Genomic DNA, 19,498 nt, shown 5'->3' on the forward strand with positions numbered 1-19,498 from the left:
GTTTCACTTTAGGAAAGCGAAGTAGCAAGCCGTGCACGATTCAGACGACGATGAATATGTGATCGCAGTTGCGGACAGAGGGGTGGATCCTTCCGCGAAGCTACGGCGTGGTCGAGGCGCTCGACATAAGAAAAGGCCGCAGACTCCGCAGACCGAACCGTTGTTCAGCGTCAGAAACGTATTCATGCTCTTCGTGCTTCCCCTCGCCATCGTCATCGTCATTCGAGTTTTCTTCCTGGGCTTCTATTCGATACCATCCGAGTCGATGATGGACACCATTCAGGTTGGCGACCGCGTCATAACGTCGAAGATCGCTCCACGGTATCCCGGTCTTTCTCGTGGGGACATCATAGTCTTCAAGGATCCTGCGCATTGGCTGAGCGCCGAGAGCTCTTCGTCGTCCTATCAGAACAGCGAATATCTGATCAAGAGACTCATTGGCCTTCCAGGTGACACCGTCGCATGCAAGGGAGCGGGATCTCCGATAACGGTGAACGGCGTTGCGATAGATGAGAAGGAATACATTCGACCAGGCGTAGACCCAAGTTCGATAACCTTCAGTGTGAAGGTCACATCCGGCCATGTGTTCGTTCTTGGCGACAACCGTTCGAATTCCGCTGATTCCCGCTACCATCTCAATGACGGTGACAGCGGGTTGGTTCCTGAATCGGATGTGGTCGGAGTCGGTCTGGTGGTGTATTGGCCACTTTCACGATGGTCGGTGCTCAGCAGCCATGGCAGCGTTTTCTCAGCGGTGCCGGATTCCGGCACAGCAGCGAAGTGAGGATACGGATGTCGTCGGAATCTTCAAGGGCCAAGGCGACGGTTCACGCAGTTCCCACGCTTGAGATGGAGCGTTCGATCGGCTCCGAGGGATTTGACCTGATCATCGGTCTCGATGAGGTCGGACGGGGCTCCCTGGCTGGTCCGGTGATGGTAGGTGCGGCATCGCTGCTTTCGGCTTCGCTTCGAGATCATGACGTCCCAGAGGGGCTTGCCGATTCCAAGATGCTTTCGCCACAACGCAGGGAAAGACTCGTCGCTCCACTTCGAGCTTGGACGGATACCTGCGCCATAGGTTCGGCGAGCAATCGTGAGATCGATCAGCTGGGCATCTCTCATGCGCTTGGTCTGGCCGCCTTAAGAGCGATCTGCGCGGTGGAGAAAGCCCTGAAGCTGCAATCCGGGAGCGGTCAGGCAAGGGTCGCTGCCATTCTGGATGGCCCATTCGACTATGTCACCAAGGCGCTGAACGCATTCGATACGCCTGATGTATCAATCATTCCCAAGGTGTTCACCAAGATTCGTGCGGATTCATCCTGTGCGACCGTCGCGGCCGCATCGGTTCTCGCCAAGGTGCGACGCGATGCGGTGATGACGGAACTCTCTCTCAGCAGTCCCGAATACGCTCCTTTCCATTGGGAGCATAACAAAGGCTATGGTTCAGCGGCCCATCGAGAGGCGATACGAAAATTTGGTCCTTCTGACCTGCACCGTGTGACATGGCACCTGCTGTAGACGACCTCGGAAGGGTTTGTGTCGTCTTGGGCGGCGACTTGCGAAGATCTGCCATGTGCGTGGGACTGCCAGGTTCGTGGGGCTGCGAAGTATGGGGGCTGCGAAGGCGCGGAACCATAATGCTTGCCATAGGGATTGTCGGCATCGTCATGGTGGCCATTGAGACGTTTCGGTCACAGTGAGAGAAGAATCGCAGAGAGACGAGTATGCTCGAGGAAACCGAGACTGATGGGAGAAGTCTGAGCATGAGCAGCACAGCTGACATACGCAATGCCAAGAAACGCCCTTCCATATTCGAGGTTGCACGCTCTGCGGGCGTCTCGCATCAAACCGTTTCCCGCGTGATCAACGATTCGCCGGATGTCTCCGAAACGACTCGTGCGAAGGTGCAACGGGCAATCGATAGGCTGGGATACCGTCCGAGTAGCTCCGCAAGGGCACTGGCGTCCAGAAGGTCTCGAACCATAGGACTGATCGTCGGGGGCATGCGCTTTCACGGTCAGCTATCGACCATGGGAGCGATTGAGAGCGTCGCCAGATCTCACGGCTTTTTCATATCGTTCGGACTGATCGATGAGGCGAAGGATTCGAAAAGAGACGTGGAGAGACTCTGTGGCATGTTTCTTGAGCAGAATGTCGACGCGTTCATATTTCTCGCCCCGACTGACATGATGTTTGCCGCAGCATGTCAGACGAGAAGCAGCAAGCCGAAGGTCATCGTCAGCGCGACCCATGGAAAGATGAGCGTCGAAGAGGGAATGACCCATAATCGAGGAAGCGGTGTCGCCTCGTTTCTCGGAATAGACCAGTGGTCGGCGATGAAGGACGTTGCGACGGTCGTGAGAGGGATGGAGCATCGCAGCGCCCTGTACCTTTCGGGTCCTCCTCAGTGGCGTGACGCACAAACCAGGTTGCAGGCCTGGCAGACATATTGCCGTCAGATGAGCATCCAAACGTGCATCGTTCGCGCAAGGGACTGGTCGGCAGGCGAGGCATATGCGCTGATGAATCATTTCCTCGATGAGATCGGCAGAGGTGGCAGCGCATTGCCGACAGTCGTGGTCGCCGCAAGCGACAGCCAGGCCATCGGCGCTTCGAGGGCAATGCATGAGCATGGCATTCGAATACCTCAGGACGTGAGTCTTGTCGGCTTTGATGACATGCCAGGCATGGATAACCTATACCCTCCGTTGACCACGGTTCATCCGCACTTCGACCAACTGGGGGCTCTTGCAATGCGCGAGGCGCTTGCACTGATGGGTGAGGGGCCCCACCCACTGTTCAGGGAGAGCCTGCATGGTGCAGGACTCGTCCCTGCGACGCTTATGAAAAGACGCTCGTTGGCCAAGGCTCGCATGCACTGATTGGTTTCCTGATGCCGTGCTGCGAGAAAGCAATCTCAGCGCAGCGCTCAGGGCCAAGTACCGATATGGCCTTGCGCAACCTGCCTGCAAACATATGTCGGGCATCGGAGGAATCGGATGCATGCGAGCGAGGCAATCCGAATCACGCAGCCGTTCATACCATGTTCGACCACATTGCAGGGGCAGCTCGGTCGGTTCTGGGATGAGTATTAGTGTGGGTATGGAAAGTCCAAGGAGAGAAAGGAAAACCGTGATACCAGAGAACGGCGGAATCGAAGCGGGAATTCCTCTGATTGGCCTTGCTGACGGGAATAGGATTCCTCAGGTCGGTCTGGGCGTCCTGCGCATCGACGATGACGAGACAGCGCCCGTCATCGAATCTGCCCTGCAGGTCGGCTATCGCCACATCGATACCGCCGCGGGCTATGGCAATGAGGGCGGGGTCGGGAAAGGTCTGGAAGCGGGAGGCTTCAATTCGGGCGAACTGCGTTCCGGGCTCTGGCTGACGACAAAGCTCAGGGATTCCGAGCAAGGCTATGACACTGCATTGAGGGCGTTCGACCGCCAACTTGGCCTGCTTCGAAGCGAATATGTCGACATGTACATGATTCACTGGCCAACCCCGTTCAATTGGCGTGCGGAAGAGACATGGAAGGCCTTTGTCAGGCTTCGAGATGAAGGTCGAGTGAAGACCCTTGGAGTCTGCAACTTTCTGCCGGCAGACCTTGAACGCCTGCACAGGGAGACAGGGGAGTATCCGGCAATCGACCAGATCGAGCTGCATCCGACATGGCAGCAGAGGGATGTGACGGCATATTGCAGACGTCACCATATCGCGGTGCAGGCATATTCTCCTCTGGCAAGGGGAGCCGACCTTGACGCCGGTGGTGGGCTTCTCGCAGAGATGGCAAGAAGGCACAGCACAGAGGTCAGACAGGTATCTCCAGCCCAGATAATCCTTCGCTGGCATATCGAAAACGGTACGATCGTCATCCCAAAGTCCGTGCATCGTGAACGCCAGATGGACAATCTGGCCCTCTTCGACTTCGCACTCAGTGCCGACGAGCATGAGGCGATCACCGCCCTCGATGGTCCACAGAGATCCGGGCACGATCCATGCACCTTCTCGTATTCGTAGACCGGGAATCATGTCACGTATCTCTAGACGCAGACGATCGCATCGCAGGGCTTCGTCGTTGGACCGATTGCTGTCGCTGCTTGTCATCGCCGTGATGGCTGGCGTCACTGTCGGGCTTGCACTGCCGAAGTTCAGCGATCGGATCAACGACCTTACCGGTGGCTATCATGCAGCGGGCACGGCAGCCGCTGCGGTGCAGGCGTTGAAGGTTTCCGATGCGCTGCCAGGAACCGGTCACTATGACCGGAAGAGCTTTGGCTTTCGTGAGACGGATACCGATGGCGATGGATGCGATATTCGTGATGACGTGCTTTCCAGGGATCTCAGCTCGGTCAGATACAGATATGCCGGAAGCTGCATCGTCGAATCGGGCATTCTGAAAGATCCATACACCACAGAGACCATTCACTTCGCCAGAGGGCCGTCAACCAGTGCAAAGGTACAGATCGACCATGTCGTCGCCCTCGAGAATGCCTGGCAGTCAGGTGCGAATACCTGGTCCAAGGCGGAGAAATATCGATTTGGCAATGATCCCTACAACCTGCTTGCCGTGGATGGGAGTGCGAATCAAGAGAAGGGCAGCGCATCAGCGGCGCATTGGCTGCCCAGCAATCGGTCCTATCAATGCAGCTATGTTTCAAGGCAGATCGGGGTCAAGACCAAATATCATCTGACAGTCACCGATGCTGAAAGGCGTGCGATGCTTGCGGTCCTTCACACCTGCCCCGATCGCTCGCTGCCATCAGACTGATGTCCGTGCCGCATCGGCGCAGGCAAGGGCGAACCTTAGGCGTCATCATCCGAAGTACGTGACAGATAGGGAAGATGAGCGATTACGTGCCGTTCCGAAAAATCCTCGATGCTGTGCAGCACGGGCACCGAATGCAGATCTGGCATGTGCACAATGCGCATCTTTCTCAATGCCACGCGAGCCATGGCACGTCCGCTCCCAGCGCCATCGCCCTTCACTCCGAAGAGGATCAGAAGGAACATGGCGACGCAGATCAGTGAAGAAACCCTGAGTATCCAGTCGATTCCGAAGATGCTGGCGGGGATTGCCATGCCTGCCTCCCCACCCATGGAAGACTGCCTCGCCGCGACGAAGCTTTCCATGAGAATGACGAGCACAGGCGCTCCGATTGCCCCGGCGAGCTGCCTGACGGTGTTCGTGACGGCCGACCCCGCAGATACCTCCTCTGGCTCGAGGCAGTTCAGTGCCCATGTCGTTATTGGCATCAGCACGAAGCCCATGCCCACCTGCCGAACGAATTGGCATATGGAAACCCACCAGATCCATGTGTCAAGCCCTACGAAGCTCATGCCGACCGTGCCGAGAGTGAGCACGAGGCTGCCGGTTATCGCCACAGGCCTCGCTCCGAAGCGGTCAAGCGATCTTCCGCCGAAGAACTGTGCGATAGCCATTCCAAGTGCGCCTGGAAGCATGATGAGTCCGCTCATGGTGGCTGAATAGCCACGGTCGGTCTGAATGTAGAGCGGCATGATCACCATGATCGAGCTGAATGCAAAGAATGAGAGCGACGCAGCGACGGTGCCAATCGTAAATCCTCGATTGCGGAACACATCAAGGTTGAGCAGCGGTGCAGCCAGATGAGTCTGTCTGAGCACGAACCATACTATTCCTGCAATTCCAACAAGCATTGGCATCCATGTCACTGGGCTGAGAATCGAATATGCCTCAATGTTGGTGAAGCCGAAAAGAAGCCCTCCGAATCCCACGACCGACAGGCTTGCCGAGAAGAAGTCAGCCTTGACGCGTTCGTCGCGAGAGCCGAAATTGCGGAGCCAAAGCATCGATATGATCAGGCATAGTGCGCCGAGCACAGTGAGAGAGAGGAAAATCGAGCGCCAACCGTTGCTGTCGGTCTGCAATCCACCCAAGGTCGGTCCCAATGCAGGGGCAACGCTCATCGCCAAGCCAACGGTTCCCATGGCGACGCCACGTTTGGCCAAGGGGTATATCGAGAAAACGGTTATCTGCAGCACTGGCCACATGACACCCGTTCCGATCGCCTCCAGGGTCCTGCCTGCCAGGACGAGTATGAACGAAGGCGACAGCCAGCTGAGCAGCGACCCGATGGTGAAGATGTACATTGATGCGATGACGATCTCTCGCGTGGTAAAGCGCTTGGTGAGAAAGGCTGTCAGAGGAATCATGACGCCCATGACAAGCTGGAAGATGGATGTCATCCATTGTCCTGTCGTCACCGATATGTTGAATTCGCGGACCATAGTCGGCAACGCGCTGGTCAGCTGGAGTTGGGTGAAGTTACCGACGAATGTGATGAAGGTGAGAATCGATATCGAAATGAGTGCGGGCCGTGTCAGTCTGCCATTCGCAAATGCCTTGCTACCGGTTACTGTCTCGATTGGTCCGTGCCATCTGATGCGCATTAACTCACTTCTCTCGCGTTCATAGAACATTCATGAAAATTTCAGCCAGAGATTCATGTCCCCAAAACTCCTGCAAAGAAGACAATCCTAATAGGACGTGCAGATATTTTTCCTCATGCAGCGATGCCCGATCTGGACAATGCGGGCAATATGATTGTAGCTGTATCGGCAACGAATCGTTCGATCTTCTTGGGAGAGGGCATCATGCAAGTAGGCGTAATCTGGTGGCAGATCTGGGTATTGACCGCGATCGCCGCAATCGTGATATGCGTTGCATGCTGGGGCTCATATCGTTTCGGAGCTTCGCGCAAGGCGAAGCGCGATGCCCCCCGCGACGAGCGTTCCCAATCAATATTCGGCGCCACGGTTGCGACGGAGCAGGCGGAGCGCGGACTCATCCAGATCATGTATGGCGGAATCATCATCCTCAGCTCCGCACGTGAAGTCGAATATGCCAGCCCTGCGGCCGAGGAGCTGAAGCTCGTCGAAGGCAGTCGTCTTGTTTCCGACGAACTGATTGACATGCTGAATCAGACCAGTGCCGACGGTGTCCTTCGGGAGCGTGAGATCGAATGCGACCGCAATGGCTACGTGGGATCTGAAATCAAGAATGGAAGCCATGCCTCCCAGAGTCCCATCGGCGTGTCTGGCCTTGGTGTCCAGCCAGGCGCCGCATTGCCTTCGAAAACGGTCAACCTGCGAGTGCGCATAGGCAGGGTCGCCGGTGACATCTATGCGATCCTCATCCAGGACACGAGCGAACAGCGAAGCTTCGAAAGGATGAGAAGGGATTTCGTGACGAACGTTTCGCATGAGCTGAAGACTCCGGCAGGAGCAATCGCATTGTTGGCGGAAACGGTTTCTGACGCTGCGGACGATCCCGATGCGGTGCGCTATTTCTCCGGCAGAATCTCGAAGGAATCAGAGCGTCTGACGGGGTTGGTCGGAAGGTTGATAGAACTGCAGAGAGCCGAGGACACGCTGGACATCGCCGAAAGCAGACAGACGAACGTGCTGGAGACCGTCACCGAGGCGATTCGAGAGAATCTGGTCCAGGCCGAGGCGAAGCATATGGAAATCGTCCTGTCGATCAACGGCCAGCGAGCTCCGATCAATGAGGAGTCCGACCTTGCCTCATCTGCCGCGTTCGAGGAGACGATTTTCAATCAGGGGAGCGCGGACGCGTTGAAAACAGCTGTGAAGAATCTCGTCGAAAATGCGATCAGGTATTCGCCGACGAAAACGCACGTCGCCGTGGGCATCGTCGCTGACGAACAGAACGTTCGCATCAAGGTCGTCGACCAAGGCATCGGGATACCTGAGCGGTCTCTCGGCCGTGTCTTTGAGCGCTTCTACCGAGTCGATCCCGCGCGTTCGAGAGAGACCGGGGGAACGGGTCTCGGTCTGAGCATCACCAAGCATTGCGTTCAGGAGTGCGGTGGAACCATCGCAGTCTGGTCTCGTGAAGGTGAGGGATCGACCTTTACGATAACCCTTCCCAGGGGAGTGAAAGAGCCAGGTTCCGGGCGGACCGCAGGCAAGGATGGCGTTCATCCGAAGCAATCCCGGGGAGACCGATGATGATTGAGAATCATGCCAACGGACGCGCATGCCGAGGGTGATCGATGCGTCGGGAATCTCTGAGGTTGAGCATCTCCATTACCATGGGGTGCGATATGCGTGATGAATGGGGTGTGCATGCACCGTCCGCACATATGCCTTATTCTGTGCATGGTGCGCAACGTGTGGAAAAGGGTGTGAAGACAACGGTGACAGTCAGGGAAGGTGTCGAATGACTCGCATACTGATCGTGGAGGATGAGGAATCGTATAGGGAGCCTCTGGTATATCAGCTCAACCGGGAAGGCTATGAGGTTTCCGCTGCGGCAACAGGCGAGGAAGGTCTGGAGATATTCACCAAGGGTGGGGTGGACCTGGTGCTGCTGGATCTGATGCTGCCGGGCTTGGATGGAATCGCGCTGTGCAGACGGATTCGTGAGCAATCCCGTGTCCCCGTAATCATGCTTACGGCAAAGAGCTCGGAGATCGACAAGGTCGTCGGATTGGAGATTGGAGCGGATGATTATGTCACCAAGCCATATTCATTCCGTGAGCTGCTTGCCAGGATCCGAGCCGTTCTCAGACGCAATCAGACCGTCAGAACGCCTGAGCAGGGAACGGCGGTCCATGCTGACATGCCGCTGAGCTGCGGTGAGGTTTCCATGCTCGTCGGCGAGCATTCGGTCCAGGTCCGTGGCATGGATGTGTTCTTCCCTCTCAAGGAATTTGAATTGCTCGAGTATCTCTTGCAGAACAAGGGAAGGGTGATGACGCGGCATCAATTGATCGATCGAATCTGGGGGTCGGATTATGTTGGCGACACCAAGACCCTGGACGTGCATGTGAAGCGTGTCCGTTCGAAGATAGAAATCGACCCCGCCCATCCCAAGTACCTCACGACCGTTCGTGGCTTGGGCTACAAGATCGATGAGCCCGGCCGCTGAGATAGTCAACGCTCAGCCGTTGCAAGACCTGTCGTCTCGCCGAGCGACAGTCGTTTTCCCATAGATCCAGCGAACGATGATGCGAAACTCGGCATATCGACGGAGTGGTCGAGATATAAGCTCTTGTTCATTCTCCGTTAACCTATTTCGCTTCCCGAACTTCGATTCACCCAATACGCTTGGAATTGGCTTGAAATTCCATGTGCCATGTTCAGGTCGGATGGGGTCCTTCAAAGGTCGCCCCAGTTTGTTGAGGAAGGCACTCAGGCGGGTAACCGTCAAGGATGATAGAGGAAAGAATATATGCGTAACAATGCGTTGATCCGTTCCGTCGCTGCACTTTCTGGTTTTGCCATGTTGGCGGCCCTTGCAGCTTGCGGTGACAACACAAGTGCAACTTCGTCAAGTTCAGCTTCAACTTCTGCCGCTGCTTCGATCTCAGGGGAATTCGCGGGAGCAGGCGCCTCTTCACAGCAGAGCGCTGTCGAGGCTTGGATTGCAGGCTTTGCCGACAAGCAGCCTGATGCAAAGATTTCATATGATCCATCCGGTTCGGGCGCAGGCGTGAGCACCTTCCTGACTGGTTCAACGGTATGGGCCGGTTCCGATGCAGCAATGACATCGGATCAGGTTTCTCAGTCAAAGTCGGTTTGCGCAACAGGCACCGCCTTTGACGTTCCTGTGTACATCTCCCCAATCGCAATCGTCTACAACCTCAAGTCCGCCGGACTTAACGGCACCAGCAAGCACTTGAAGCTTGATGGCGAGACCATTGCGAAGATCTTCGATGGCAAGATCACCAAGTGGAACGACTCCGCAATCGCGAAGATGAATCCGAATGTCACGCTCCCTGACCTGGCGATCACCGTCGTCCACCGTTCCGACAAGTCCGGAACGACCAAGAACTTCGTCAGCTACATCAAGGACACCGCCAGCTCGGCATGGTCCTATGAGGTCGGCGAGAACTGGCCTAACAACGTCGGACAGGGTGCCAAGGGCACTTCCGGTGTGATCACCACAGTCAACCAGGCTGAGGGAACGATCGGCTATGCCGACGCTTCGCAGGCAGGTTCGCTGGGCACTGCCGCCGTCAAGGTCGGCGACGAATACGTGCCTTACTCAGCCGATGCGGCTGCCAAGGTAGTCGATGCATCTCCTAAGGACGACACCGCGACTCAGGCAAACCGAGTCGTCATCAAGATCGATCACAACACGACCGAATCAGGCGCATATCCAGTTGTTCTCGTTTCCTATGACATTGCATGCCCTGCATACAAGGACACCAAGAACGCTGAATTCGTCAAGCAATGGCTCACCTACGTCGTCAGCAAGGATGGTCAGAAGACCGCAGCTGACAGTGCAGGCAGTGCCCCGATGTCGGCCTCCCTGCGCGCCGAAGTCATGAAGTCCGTAAACGCAATCAAGACCAAGTGAGCGATCTTCACAGGTCATCTGATTGATTCGCGAATGCTGATATGGCAAGCGACATGTTGATTATGCAATCCGTTTCGCGGATGGTCTCGGCCATCGGTGGGACGGATTGCTTGCCGAAAAGGCAGATTGTCCGGCCGCATTCCTTGATGCATCCCGGTAAGGTATACAGTGAGACTCAATGCGTGAATCGCATACGATGAAGGAGAAGCCTTGAGTTCGCAGACAACGGTGACACGGAACACAACATCGGGCAAGTCCGGCGATAAAGTGTTCAAAGGTTTGGCTTATGGAGCCGGAATCATGATTCTGGTGGCTTTGGCTGCCGTGACCTTATTTCTTATAGTTCGAGCGATGCCTCTGCTGACCGGCGACCAAAAGGCCAATGAGGAAACCATCGTTTCATTCACAGGTGGGCAGGCGCATAACTTCCTGCAATATGTCGGACCTTTGGTATTCGGCACCATTCTCATCTCAGCGTTGGCGCTGCTGCTTGCATTCCCAATCTCGGTAGGCATCGCGCTTTTCATTTCGCACTATGCACCGCGTAGGCTTTCAACCGCGCTGAGCTATGTGGTCGATCTTCTTGCAGCCATCCCTTCCGTGATCTACGGTCTGTGGGGTGGCATCGTGCTGGTGCCTCACATAACCGGATTCTGGCAGTGGGTCGCCAAATATCTTGGCTGGATACCCTTGTTCAAGGGCCCTGCAGCGGATCCATCACGCACCGTGGCGACGGTTTCCGTCGTGCTGGCGGTAATGATCCTTCCCATCATCACATCCGTTTCCCGCGACATCTTCCTGCAGGCTCCGCGCCTTCAGCAGGAGGCGGCGCTGGCCATGGGTGCGACGAAATGGGAGATGATCAAGCTTGCCGTGCTTCCATTCGGGCGTTCGGGAATTATCTCAGCTTCGATGCTGGGACTTGGCCGTGCCCTTGGCGAGACGATGGCGGTGCTGATGATTCTTTCGCCCGGCATGTCATATTCCTTCAAGCTGTTGCAGGCATCGCAGAACCAAAGCATTGCAGCCAACATTGCGTCGCAGTTCCCTGAAGCGAACGATCTTGGTGTCTCGACCCTGATAGCGACCGGCCTGGTCCTGTTCCTGATCACCTTCCTTGTGAACTTCATAGCTCGTAAGATAACCGAGAAAGCGAGAGTATGATGTCCCAGTCACATACTTCCATCGACTTTGACAAGTTCAAGCCCACGCGATCCTATCTTGCTGCGCGCAAGCGCAAGGATTGGATGATGAGAGTCCTCATCCTGCTTGCCTTCGTCGTTGCGCTCATTCCGCTCATCTCGGTCCTGTGGACCACCATTTCCTCTGGCATCACCAGGTTGAACCTGAACTTTCTCAGCTACAACATGTCTGGTGTGGTCGGTGGCAACGCCACGCCAAGCGGTGGCTACGGCGGCATCGTCCATGCCATAATCGGCACGCTTCTGGTCACCTTGGGTTCGATGGTCATTTCGATTCCGCTGGGCCTGATGTGCGCTGTGTATCTGGTCGAGTATTCGCATAACGGCGGCCTTGCCAGAGCGATCGGACTGCTTGTCGACGTCATGAGCGGCATTCCTTCGATCGTTGCCGGACTCTTCGCATATTCGCTGTTCAATACGCTCGTTGGACCTGGCACGGTGAATGGCTTTGTCGGTTCCGTGGCTCTTTCGCTGCTGATGATTCCAACGGTTGTCAAGACGTCGGAGGAGATGCTGAAGATCGTTCCCAATGATCTTCGCGAGGCCGCCTATGCTCTCGGAGTGACCAAGCAGCGCACGATCACGAAGATTGTTCTGAGGACTGCGCTGCCTGGAATAGTTTCAGGCGTCATACTTGCCATTGCGCGTGTCATCGGCGAAACCGCACCGTTGCTGATCGCAGCCGGTTTCATATCGACAACGAACCTGAACCTGTTCAGCGGCCGCATGACCACCCTGCCAGTGTACGTGTATCAGGAATATTCGCAGGGTCTGGCCACATGCTCGGCGACTGCCTTGCAGGCGACACCCCCTTGCCTGCCAGAGATTCGCATGGAACGTGCCTGGGCTGCCGCACTGGTGCTCATCATCATCGTGCTGCTGCTGAATCTTGTCGGGCGACTCGTCGCCAGGCTGTTCGCCGTAAAGACTGAAAACTGAATCTTAGGACTGTGACATCACGAATTCATGCAAGAATCGTGAAGCAAAGGAACAAATATGGGACAACGCATAGATGTCAATCATCTGAACGTCTACTACGGGAAGTTTCTCGCAGTTGAAGATGTGAACATGGCCATCGAACCGAACAAGGTCACCGCCTTCATCGGTCCCTCAGGCTGTGGAAAGTCAACGGTTCTACGCACCTTGGACCGCATGCACGAGATCATTCCCGGCGCATACGTCAAGGGGGAGGTGCTGCTGGAGGGGCAGAATCTGTATGCGCAGGACATAGATCCAGTCTCGGTGCGCAGAGACATTGGCATGGTGTTCCAGCGGCCGAACCCATTCCCGACCATGTCCATACGGGACAATGTGCTGGCGGGCGTGAGGCTCAACAACCGTCGCCTCAAGCAGTCAGATGCGGATGACCTTGTGGAATGGGCCTTAAGAGGCGCGAACCTTTGGGAGGAAGTCAAGGACCGTCTGGGCAATCCAGGAATCGGACTTTCCGGTGGTCAGCAGCAGCGTCTCTGCATTGCCCGTGCAGTTGCCGTGCATCCTCAGGTCCTGCTTATGGATGAGCCATGCTCGGCTCTGGACCCCATCTCGACTCTTGCGGTCGAGGATCTGATCAATGAGCTCAAGAAGGACTACACCATCGTCATCGTGACGCACAACATGCAGCAGGCCGCCCGTGTCTCCGACTACACGGCCTTCTTCAATCTTCGCGCTGTGGGCGAGCCCGGTCACCTGGTCGAGATGAACGATACGACCAAGATATTCTCCAACCCTGAGGAGAAGGACACCGAACGCTACATCTCCGGTCGTTTCGGATGATCCCTTGCGCTGCATGAGCGCATTCAATAGCGGAGATCCACGCCTTTGGCGTGGATCTCCGTTTTCTCATGGGCAGCACAGGCCCCGGATTGCATCCCGTCACAGCATTTCACTCTGCTTAGCGACCAGGTTGAGGCGATGCTTCAATCACAGCCGCATCGATTCGCGTACCAGAGTCATAATCAATGCGGTTCCTGCTCCCACAGGGGCTATTGTTGCCGAGATTCCGAGTTTTGCGGCAATTGCGAAGTATAAGGGCAAGAAATTGTTGAAATCAGGACGTAGAAAAGCCAAAAAACCATGTTTATACTTCTTAATTGCCGCAAAACTCGGAATCTCGATCTTCGGGGCCTGAAATTCATGCAAAATCAGCCTATTTGTAAATTCCTCTTTACATTTTTCCGAGCTCAACGATGTGACATGTGAGTTACCGCACATTCGCATCGTTCTGGCAACAATTGCAGACCATTGCCAGTGATATGCTCTCTTTGTCCAACACATCTATAACTAGGGAGAAGAGAGTATGGACAAGTTCTTCAAATTGAAGGAGAACGGGACTAGCGTCTCAACGGAAGTGGTTGCTGGTATCACAACCTTCTTCGCAATGGCATACATCATCGCTGTGAATCCAGAGGTTCTTTCCAAGACAGGGATGCCGTGGGGGGCTGTATTCCTTGCAACCATCATCGCATCCATCATCGGTACGCTCGTCATGGGCCTGGTCGCCAACGTACCATACGCTCTGGCTCCTGGTATGGGTCTCAACGCATTCTTCACCTTCACCGTGGTGAAGGGGCTTGGCTTTACGTGGCAGGAGACCTTGAGCATGGTCTTCATCTGCGGTCTTATCAACATCATCATCACCGCGACCAAGATTCGAAAGCTCATCATCAAGTCGATTCCACCGATGCTTCAGCACGCCATAGGCGGCGGCATCGGCATATTCATCGCCTATGTGGGTCTGCTCAACGTCGGCATCATCAAGTTCAGCCCAGACAAGACCGCCCCGGCTCTTGCAAATCCGGCGCTGACAGTATTCAACACGAGCACGACGGTACTGTTCCTCATCGGACTGCTGCTTGCCATCTTCTTCTTGGTATTCAAGTTCAAGGGCCGTCTTTCGTTCATCAACAAGGGTGGCTTCGTCATCGCCATCGCGCTGACATCCATCATCGGCATTCCCATGGGCGTCACCACCATGAGCGCAGCGACCAACTTGGGCCAGTCATTCTCTGAGCTTCCACAGACATTCCTGGCCATCTTCACCCATGCAGGATTCGGTTCGCTCTTCTCTGATCCTGCAAAGCTTCCGATCGTCATCATCACGATCTTCGCATTCTCGCTGTCTGACACCTTCGACACCATCGGCACCTTCGTCGGCACCGGTCGCCGTTCAGGCATCTTCTCACAGGCAGACGAGGAAGCCCTCGAAAACGGCTCCGGCTTCAGCTCGAAGATGGACAAGGCACTCTTCGCCGATGCCACGGCGACTTCGGTCGGCGCGCTGATCGGCACCTCGAACACCACCACCTACGTTGAATCCGCTGCAGGCATCGCAGCCGGTGGCCGCACAGGTCTTACCTCTGTCGTGGTCTCCATCTGCTTCGCATTGAGTGCGTTCCTCGCACCAGTCGTCTCCGCCATTCCATCCGCGGCAACGGCTCCAGTGCTTGTCCTCGTAGGCTGCATGATGATGAGCTCCTTCCGCGAGATCAAGTGGGACGACATCACCGAAGCGATTCCCGCCTTCTTCACGTCGGTGTTCATGGCTTTTGCCTATTCGATTTCCTATGGCATCGCAGCAGGATTCCTCGTCTACTGCCTGACCATGACCTTCAAGCGCAAGGCGAAGGAAGTCAACATCGTCATCTGGATCGTGGCTTTGCTCTTCGTGCTTGACTTTGTGCTTCAGGCAGTGCTCTGACGCATGGGATTCGGCAGCAAGCAAGCAGTCAGGAGCCATTCCTGACTCCATGGTCGGCACGCGCCCTATAAGGTGCACCGACGCTGTAAGTATCGAGCCCTCACATCTGAAATGCATGATGTGAGGGCTCTGTTCTATGTCTGGACGAGATGTGGGAGCACTTCCTTTGACCTCAACCTGCAAAGTACCCAGAGCATCGCACCGTCCGCAAAGTCATAGAGCCTGTATAAATCAGACTCTGTCAGCAGCATGTGTGTGGTCCTTTCCCTCATGTCGGACGCCCTGTCATGCTCCCTTGTGATTCCGGAGCCTGAGCGTAATCGATCTGGATGGCGGAGATCTTCTTCAAGGGAGTAGGCAAGCTCAGGGAGAGGTATTGCTTGCTCTATCATGAAGCCGATATGTAAGAATGTGTCCGAACCAGAATGTCTGTTCCGGCATCTGTACTGTTGCGACGCGATCGTCACAGCGCAGATGAGCTTCGGTAAGTTCACGCCATAATGTCACGGCTGCCACGAATCTCGTTCGCTGCGGTTGAATAATGAAAAGCCCCTGCGCCGAATCGGGCACAGGGGCTTTTCATGGTGGAGATACGGTTTAGTACCATCCTGAGGATTCTGAATGAGACCAGGCTCCGCAAGGATTCGTATAGCGTCCTGCGATGTAGCCGAGGCCCCAGGTGATCTGAGTCGATGCATTGGTGGCCCAATCAGATCCTGCGGAAGCCATCTTGCTTCCTGAAAGTGCCTGAGGGATGCCATACGCGCCCGAAGGATTCTCCGCAGTGGTGCTCCAGCCAGATTCACGATTCCAGAGCTGCACGAGGCAGGTGAAGTCGCTTTCGCTCCATCCACGCGCCAGAACCTGAGTGTGCGCGATGCTCTGTGCCGTTCCGACAGGCGTCGTGGAAGTCGAGGAAACCGAGGTCGTTGATGTCGAAGAAGAGCTTGAAGAGCTTGACGAGCTTGAGCTCGAAGATGAGGACTCGACCTTGCCGGTACCAATGAGAATGACCTTGTTGACAGGTGCATTCTTAACGTATGACGCGAAGATATTGCTGGAGGAATTCTTTCCGCCCACCTTGGTTATCAGGCTGGTGGTTTCCATGATTCCGGCTTTTCCTTCGGTCTTGACCTTAGTCGTTCCTGCAGGAATGCTGTCTGTCTTCTCTTCGATGGTGTTGAATGGAATCTGTGTCTGCGACGACTGAATCTCACTGTTGGAGCGGGATATTTGGATGACTGTCGATTCAGTGACCTTGGTGTTCAATCCTGGAGCGACCGTGTCGTCCGGTTCAAGAGTGATGTCGCCCGCATCGAGAACCGATTTCACCGTAGTGAAGTTATCTCCGAGAATGAGCTTGGACTTTCCATTGATGACGACCTTGACATACGACGTATCAGTGGAAGATCCTCCCTGGCCTTCGTTGATGGCCTTGCGCACGGAATCCCTCGAGACCTCAAGCCCCTGCATCTGGGTCGCCGAATAAGAAGTTACCTGCGTTTTTGCCTGAGCTTCCGGCGCACTGTAGAAACCGCGTGACACAATGCCAGCGGTGCCAGCCAGAATGAGTGCCGCGGCTCCTGCAATAAGCCTGGTTCGTTGTCTCTTGGTCAAGACCTTGAACACGGAAACCCGTTCTCTGCGATGGCTTACCATCTTTCTCCTCTGTCTTCGACTACAGATCCTCAGCTGCTTGAAGCCCTCATATCTCCCGTATCAGGCCACGGTGAGTTCACGCCCCGCGCTGGGCGGAACATCCACTATGCAATGCCGCTGGTGCTTACACAATTCCAACATCATAGCGCAGGCATGTTATTTTTGCATATAAAAGTGTGTTGCAATGGATTCATGCAGCAATGCACGAACGCGAGGGACGGACACGGCGAAGGCCGTCAGCCCAGTCATACTGCGATCGCTGCAGACCTCTGCCTTCCTGCCGGTCAGATCTGCACTGATACCCTGCACTGAAGATTTGCCCTGACGCTCTTGCCTACCCTGGCTGCTTACTTCTCAGAGGAGGAAACGTCCGCTTTCTTGGCCTGATCGATCAGACTGTTCAAATCAGCTGAGCGCAACGCACCTGCCTGCTTGAAGATTATCTGACCGTTCTTGGTGACCATAAGCGTCGGCACTGCCTGAATGTCGGCCGCAGCGGCCAACTCCTGATTCTGATCGATGTCCACCTTGCCGAAGGTGATTTCCGGATGCGTTTCCGATGCCTTCTCGAAAATAGGGCCGAATGCCTTGCATGGTCGGCACCAGGTCGCCCAGAAGTCAACGAAGACGAGTTCGTTGTCGTTGATCGTATGTTCGAAGTTCTGTGAAGTCACTGTCTGCGTTGCCATCGTCATTGCCTTTCATCTGCGGTACTCCTCCGCATGCTTAGTCTCACACTCTAACAAGTGCCAACATGAAGAACAATCTAGCTCACCCTCGGCTTATACGCTCTAGGCTCATTGGAGCAGATGCATGGCCGATCCACATGGCTTTGGTCATGCGTTGTACAGATAATGGTCGGTATGCCAGTGCTACATGATGAAATTCCCGATGACGATGACTTTGACGCCGATCGTAAGCGGGGTGCGTTCGACCACATCACGCCAGAGGACTTTGTGAGTGGGTCAGACAATCCTCCAGGCTGGCTTGGCAGTGCTGACATCGATCGTGCCAGGCATCAGATCCCCATCGCATATGTTGAGATCGTGCCGGTGAGAACCGATGACTTCGGCCAAATCGAGCAGGTTGGCTCGCTGCTGCGCATGTGCGAGGATGGCGCCATCGAGCGCACGCTCATCACCGGCAGGGTGCTTTTCCACGAGTCTCTGCGCGAGGCGATTGCCAGGAATGTTGCCAAGGACTTGGGAGAGCTTGCGCTGCCTTTGATTCCCGTGAGTCTGCAACCATTTACGATTGCGGAGTTCTTCCCGACTCCCGGCGTCTCCGAGTTCTACGATGCGCGTCAGCATGCGATTGCGCTATGCTACGTCGTCGCGATCGCAGGGGACTGCAAGCCGCGAGACGAGACTCTGGACGTCGAATGGGTGGAACCGTCCAACGTCCTTCTCGACCAGTTCATCAGCCAGATGCCGAATGGCCACGGCACCATAGTGCGTCAGGCATTGTCCTGGGCCGGAACGCATTCGTGACCCCCGCGTGCCCTGCTGATTCGCGACTGGAAACGATTCAGAACATGATTCTGGCCTAGGATGGCAGTGAGACGCAGGACGGGTGTGATTCGCGACCCTTCGTGACCGCTCGTGACCGTTCGCGAACGTTCGTGACTGCCGCAAAAGATAAGACTTCTTGCTGATTGCAGGATGGGAGTACCAAATATGACAATGCACATAGGCAACACCACGTATCGCGATGGCTTCGGCATCCCGCTCGTGCTGGTCCATGCCTTTCCCATCGATCATCGCATGTGGGATGAATGCGCGAAAACCGTCTGCGATCTGTCGGCGCTCAATGACATTCCTCCTTTTCCTGTCTTTGCCCCAGAGATGCCGGGAGCCGGCTCGAGTGGAATACCTGCTATGGCCGACACGGGTCCGGTCGATGCGGACGGAGCATACCCTCAGGCCTTGGAGCGAATGACGGAAGGATACGCGTCCCTGCTGAAGTCGCTGGGATATGACAGGGCCATCTGGGTAGGACTGTCCATGGGCGGATACGTCGCATTGATGATGCAGAAACTCCATCCGGAAATGGTTGCGGGCATTGCGCTGTGTGACACGAAGTCTCAGGCAGACGCAGGTCACAGCCGTGAGAACAGGCTGCGAATAGCCAACGAATGCGAGAACACGAACTCGATTGAACCAGTCATGGGCTTTGCGGCTGCGACCGACAGGGACTCCACGGTAAAGCGGTCTCCGGCATTCATCGCGAAGTTCACGGCGTGGCTGCACGATCAGAGTCCTGCGGGTGTTGCATGGCGCGAACGCATGGCTGCGGGGCGTCCCGATTTGAGTGATGTGCTGCCGCAGATAACCGCTCCCGCTGCGATAGTTTCTGGAGAGAAGGATCCCTCCAGTCCGCCGGAAGAAATGAAGAAGCTCCAAGACGCGATGATTTCGACTTCCACAAGCTTCACCGTCATCGAAGATTGCGGGCATTTCAGCGCATCCGAACATCCTGGGCAGGTGGCACGCGCACTGCTGGAACTGGTGGGACGAGTCCATGAGTGAACATGATGAAACGGATTCAGGCACACGAAACGAAGTGGAT

General features: G+C 55.6%; 17 protein-coding genes. 14 read left to right on the forward strand and 3 right to left on the reverse strand.

The features are described 5' to 3' along the window. Window positions 1-31: 31 nt before the first annotated feature. The 5 genes from lepB (at window position 32) to QN062_RS08110 (ending at window position 4,771) form a co-directional block, all read left to right on the forward strand. Window positions 32-784 (forward strand): signal peptidase I, encoded by a 753-nt coding sequence (gene lepB, locus QN062_RS08090; RefSeq protein ID WP_394854703.1) that lies wholly within the window; start codon window positions 32-34, stop codon window positions 782-784. Between the two features lie 8 nt (window positions 785-792). Next, window positions 793-1,518, forward strand: coding sequence for a ribonuclease HII (locus tag QN062_RS08095; RefSeq protein WP_369341308.1), 726 nt, complete (start codon window positions 793-795; stop codon window positions 1,516-1,518). A 245-nt stretch (window positions 1,519-1,763) separates the two neighbouring features. Then, entirely contained in the window at window positions 1,764-2,882 is a 1,119-nt protein-coding gene (locus QN062_RS08100) for a LacI family DNA-binding transcriptional regulator (RefSeq protein ID WP_369341309.1), read from the forward strand. Window positions 2,883-3,102: 220 nt separating this feature from the next. After that, entirely contained in the window at window positions 3,103-4,020 is a 918-nt protein-coding gene (locus QN062_RS08105; RefSeq protein ID WP_369342583.1) for an aldo/keto reductase, read from the forward strand. A 7-nt stretch (window positions 4,021-4,027) separates the two neighbouring features. Then, window positions 4,028-4,771, forward strand: coding sequence for an HNH endonuclease family protein (locus QN062_RS08110; RefSeq protein WP_394854719.1), 744 nt, complete (start codon window positions 4,028-4,030; stop codon window positions 4,769-4,771). A gap of 35 nt (window positions 4,772-4,806) precedes the next feature. Here the strand turns inward: QN062_RS08110 and QN062_RS08115 are convergent, their stop codons facing one another. Further along, window positions 4,807-6,432, reverse strand: a complete 1,626-nt coding sequence (locus tag QN062_RS08115; RefSeq protein WP_369341311.1) for an MDR family MFS transporter — start codon at window positions 6,430-6,432, stop codon at window positions 4,807-4,809. Between the two features lie 204 nt (window positions 6,433-6,636). On the opposite strand from QN062_RS08115, the gene QN062_RS08120 reads away from it, so the two are divergent. The 7 genes from QN062_RS08120 to QN062_RS08150 all read left to right on the forward strand — a co-directional run bounded on the left by QN062_RS08120 (window position 6,637) and on the right by QN062_RS08150 (window position 15,271). Further along, window positions 6,637-8,013, forward strand: a complete 1,377-nt coding sequence (locus tag QN062_RS08120) for a sensor histidine kinase (RefSeq protein WP_394854720.1) — start codon at window positions 6,637-6,639, stop codon at window positions 8,011-8,013. Window positions 8,014-8,224: 211 nt separating this feature from the next. Next, window positions 8,225-8,935 carry a response regulator gene (locus tag QN062_RS08125; protein ID WP_369341313.1) on the forward strand — a complete coding sequence of 237 codons (711 nt, stop codon included), beginning with the start codon at window positions 8,225-8,227 and terminating at the stop codon, window positions 8,933-8,935. Between the two features lie 303 nt (window positions 8,936-9,238). Continuing rightward, window positions 9,239-10,369, forward strand: a complete 1,131-nt coding sequence (pstS, locus tag QN062_RS08130) for a phosphate ABC transporter substrate-binding protein PstS (protein ID WP_369341314.1) — start codon at window positions 9,239-9,241, stop codon at window positions 10,367-10,369. Window positions 10,370-10,579: 210 nt separating this feature from the next. Continuing rightward, the gene (gene pstC, locus QN062_RS08135) at window positions 10,580-11,533 is read left to right on the forward strand and encodes a phosphate ABC transporter permease subunit PstC (RefSeq protein ID WP_369341315.1); all 954 of its coding nucleotides are present in this window, start codon (window positions 10,580-10,582) and stop codon (window positions 11,531-11,533) included. Then, a complete protein-coding gene (gene pstA, locus QN062_RS08140; protein ID WP_369341316.1) occupies window positions 11,530-12,510 on the forward strand; it encodes a phosphate ABC transporter permease PstA in 981 nt (326 codons plus the stop codon). Before pstC ends, pstA begins: the two co-directional genes overlap by 4 nt. Before the next feature lie 57 nt (window positions 12,511-12,567). Continuing rightward, a complete protein-coding gene (pstB, locus tag QN062_RS08145) occupies window positions 12,568-13,347 on the forward strand; it encodes a phosphate ABC transporter ATP-binding protein PstB (RefSeq protein ID WP_369341317.1) in 780 nt (259 codons plus the stop codon). A gap of 523 nt (window positions 13,348-13,870) precedes the next feature. Continuing rightward, window positions 13,871-15,271, forward strand: a complete 1,401-nt coding sequence (locus QN062_RS08150; RefSeq protein ID WP_369341318.1) for an NCS2 family permease — start codon at window positions 13,871-13,873, stop codon at window positions 15,269-15,271. Window positions 15,272-15,868: 597 nt separating this feature from the next. Here QN062_RS08150 and QN062_RS08155 read toward each other — a convergent pair. Beyond that, window positions 15,869-16,930 carry a G5 domain-containing protein gene (locus tag QN062_RS08155; RefSeq protein ID WP_369341319.1) on the reverse strand — a complete coding sequence of 354 codons (1,062 nt, stop codon included), beginning with the start codon at window positions 16,928-16,930 and terminating at the stop codon, window positions 15,869-15,871. 347 nt (window positions 16,931-17,277) lie between these two features. Continuing rightward, window positions 17,278-17,619: a thioredoxin gene (gene trxA, locus QN062_RS08160; RefSeq protein ID WP_369341320.1), complete on the reverse strand. Its 342-nt coding sequence runs from the start codon at window positions 17,617-17,619 to the stop codon at window positions 17,278-17,280. 174 nt (window positions 17,620-17,793) lie between these two features. Between trxA and QN062_RS08165 the strand changes: the two genes are divergently transcribed. Both QN062_RS08165 and QN062_RS08170 read left to right on the forward strand, forming a co-directional pair. Further along, entirely contained in the window at window positions 17,794-18,420 is a 627-nt protein-coding gene (locus tag QN062_RS08165; RefSeq protein WP_369341321.1) for an NUDIX hydrolase family protein, read from the forward strand. Window positions 18,421-18,606: 186 nt separating this feature from the next. Continuing rightward, a complete protein-coding gene (locus QN062_RS08170; RefSeq protein ID WP_369341322.1) occupies window positions 18,607-19,458 on the forward strand; it encodes an alpha/beta fold hydrolase in 852 nt (283 codons plus the stop codon). The last annotated feature ends 40 nt before the right edge of the window (window positions 19,459-19,498 follow it).

It is taken from the genome of Bifidobacterium sp. WK012_4_13 (genome assembly GCF_041080835.1).
GTDB classification, from domain to species: domain Bacteria; phylum Actinomycetota; class Actinomycetes; order Actinomycetales; family Bifidobacteriaceae; genus Bombiscardovia; species Bombiscardovia fermentum.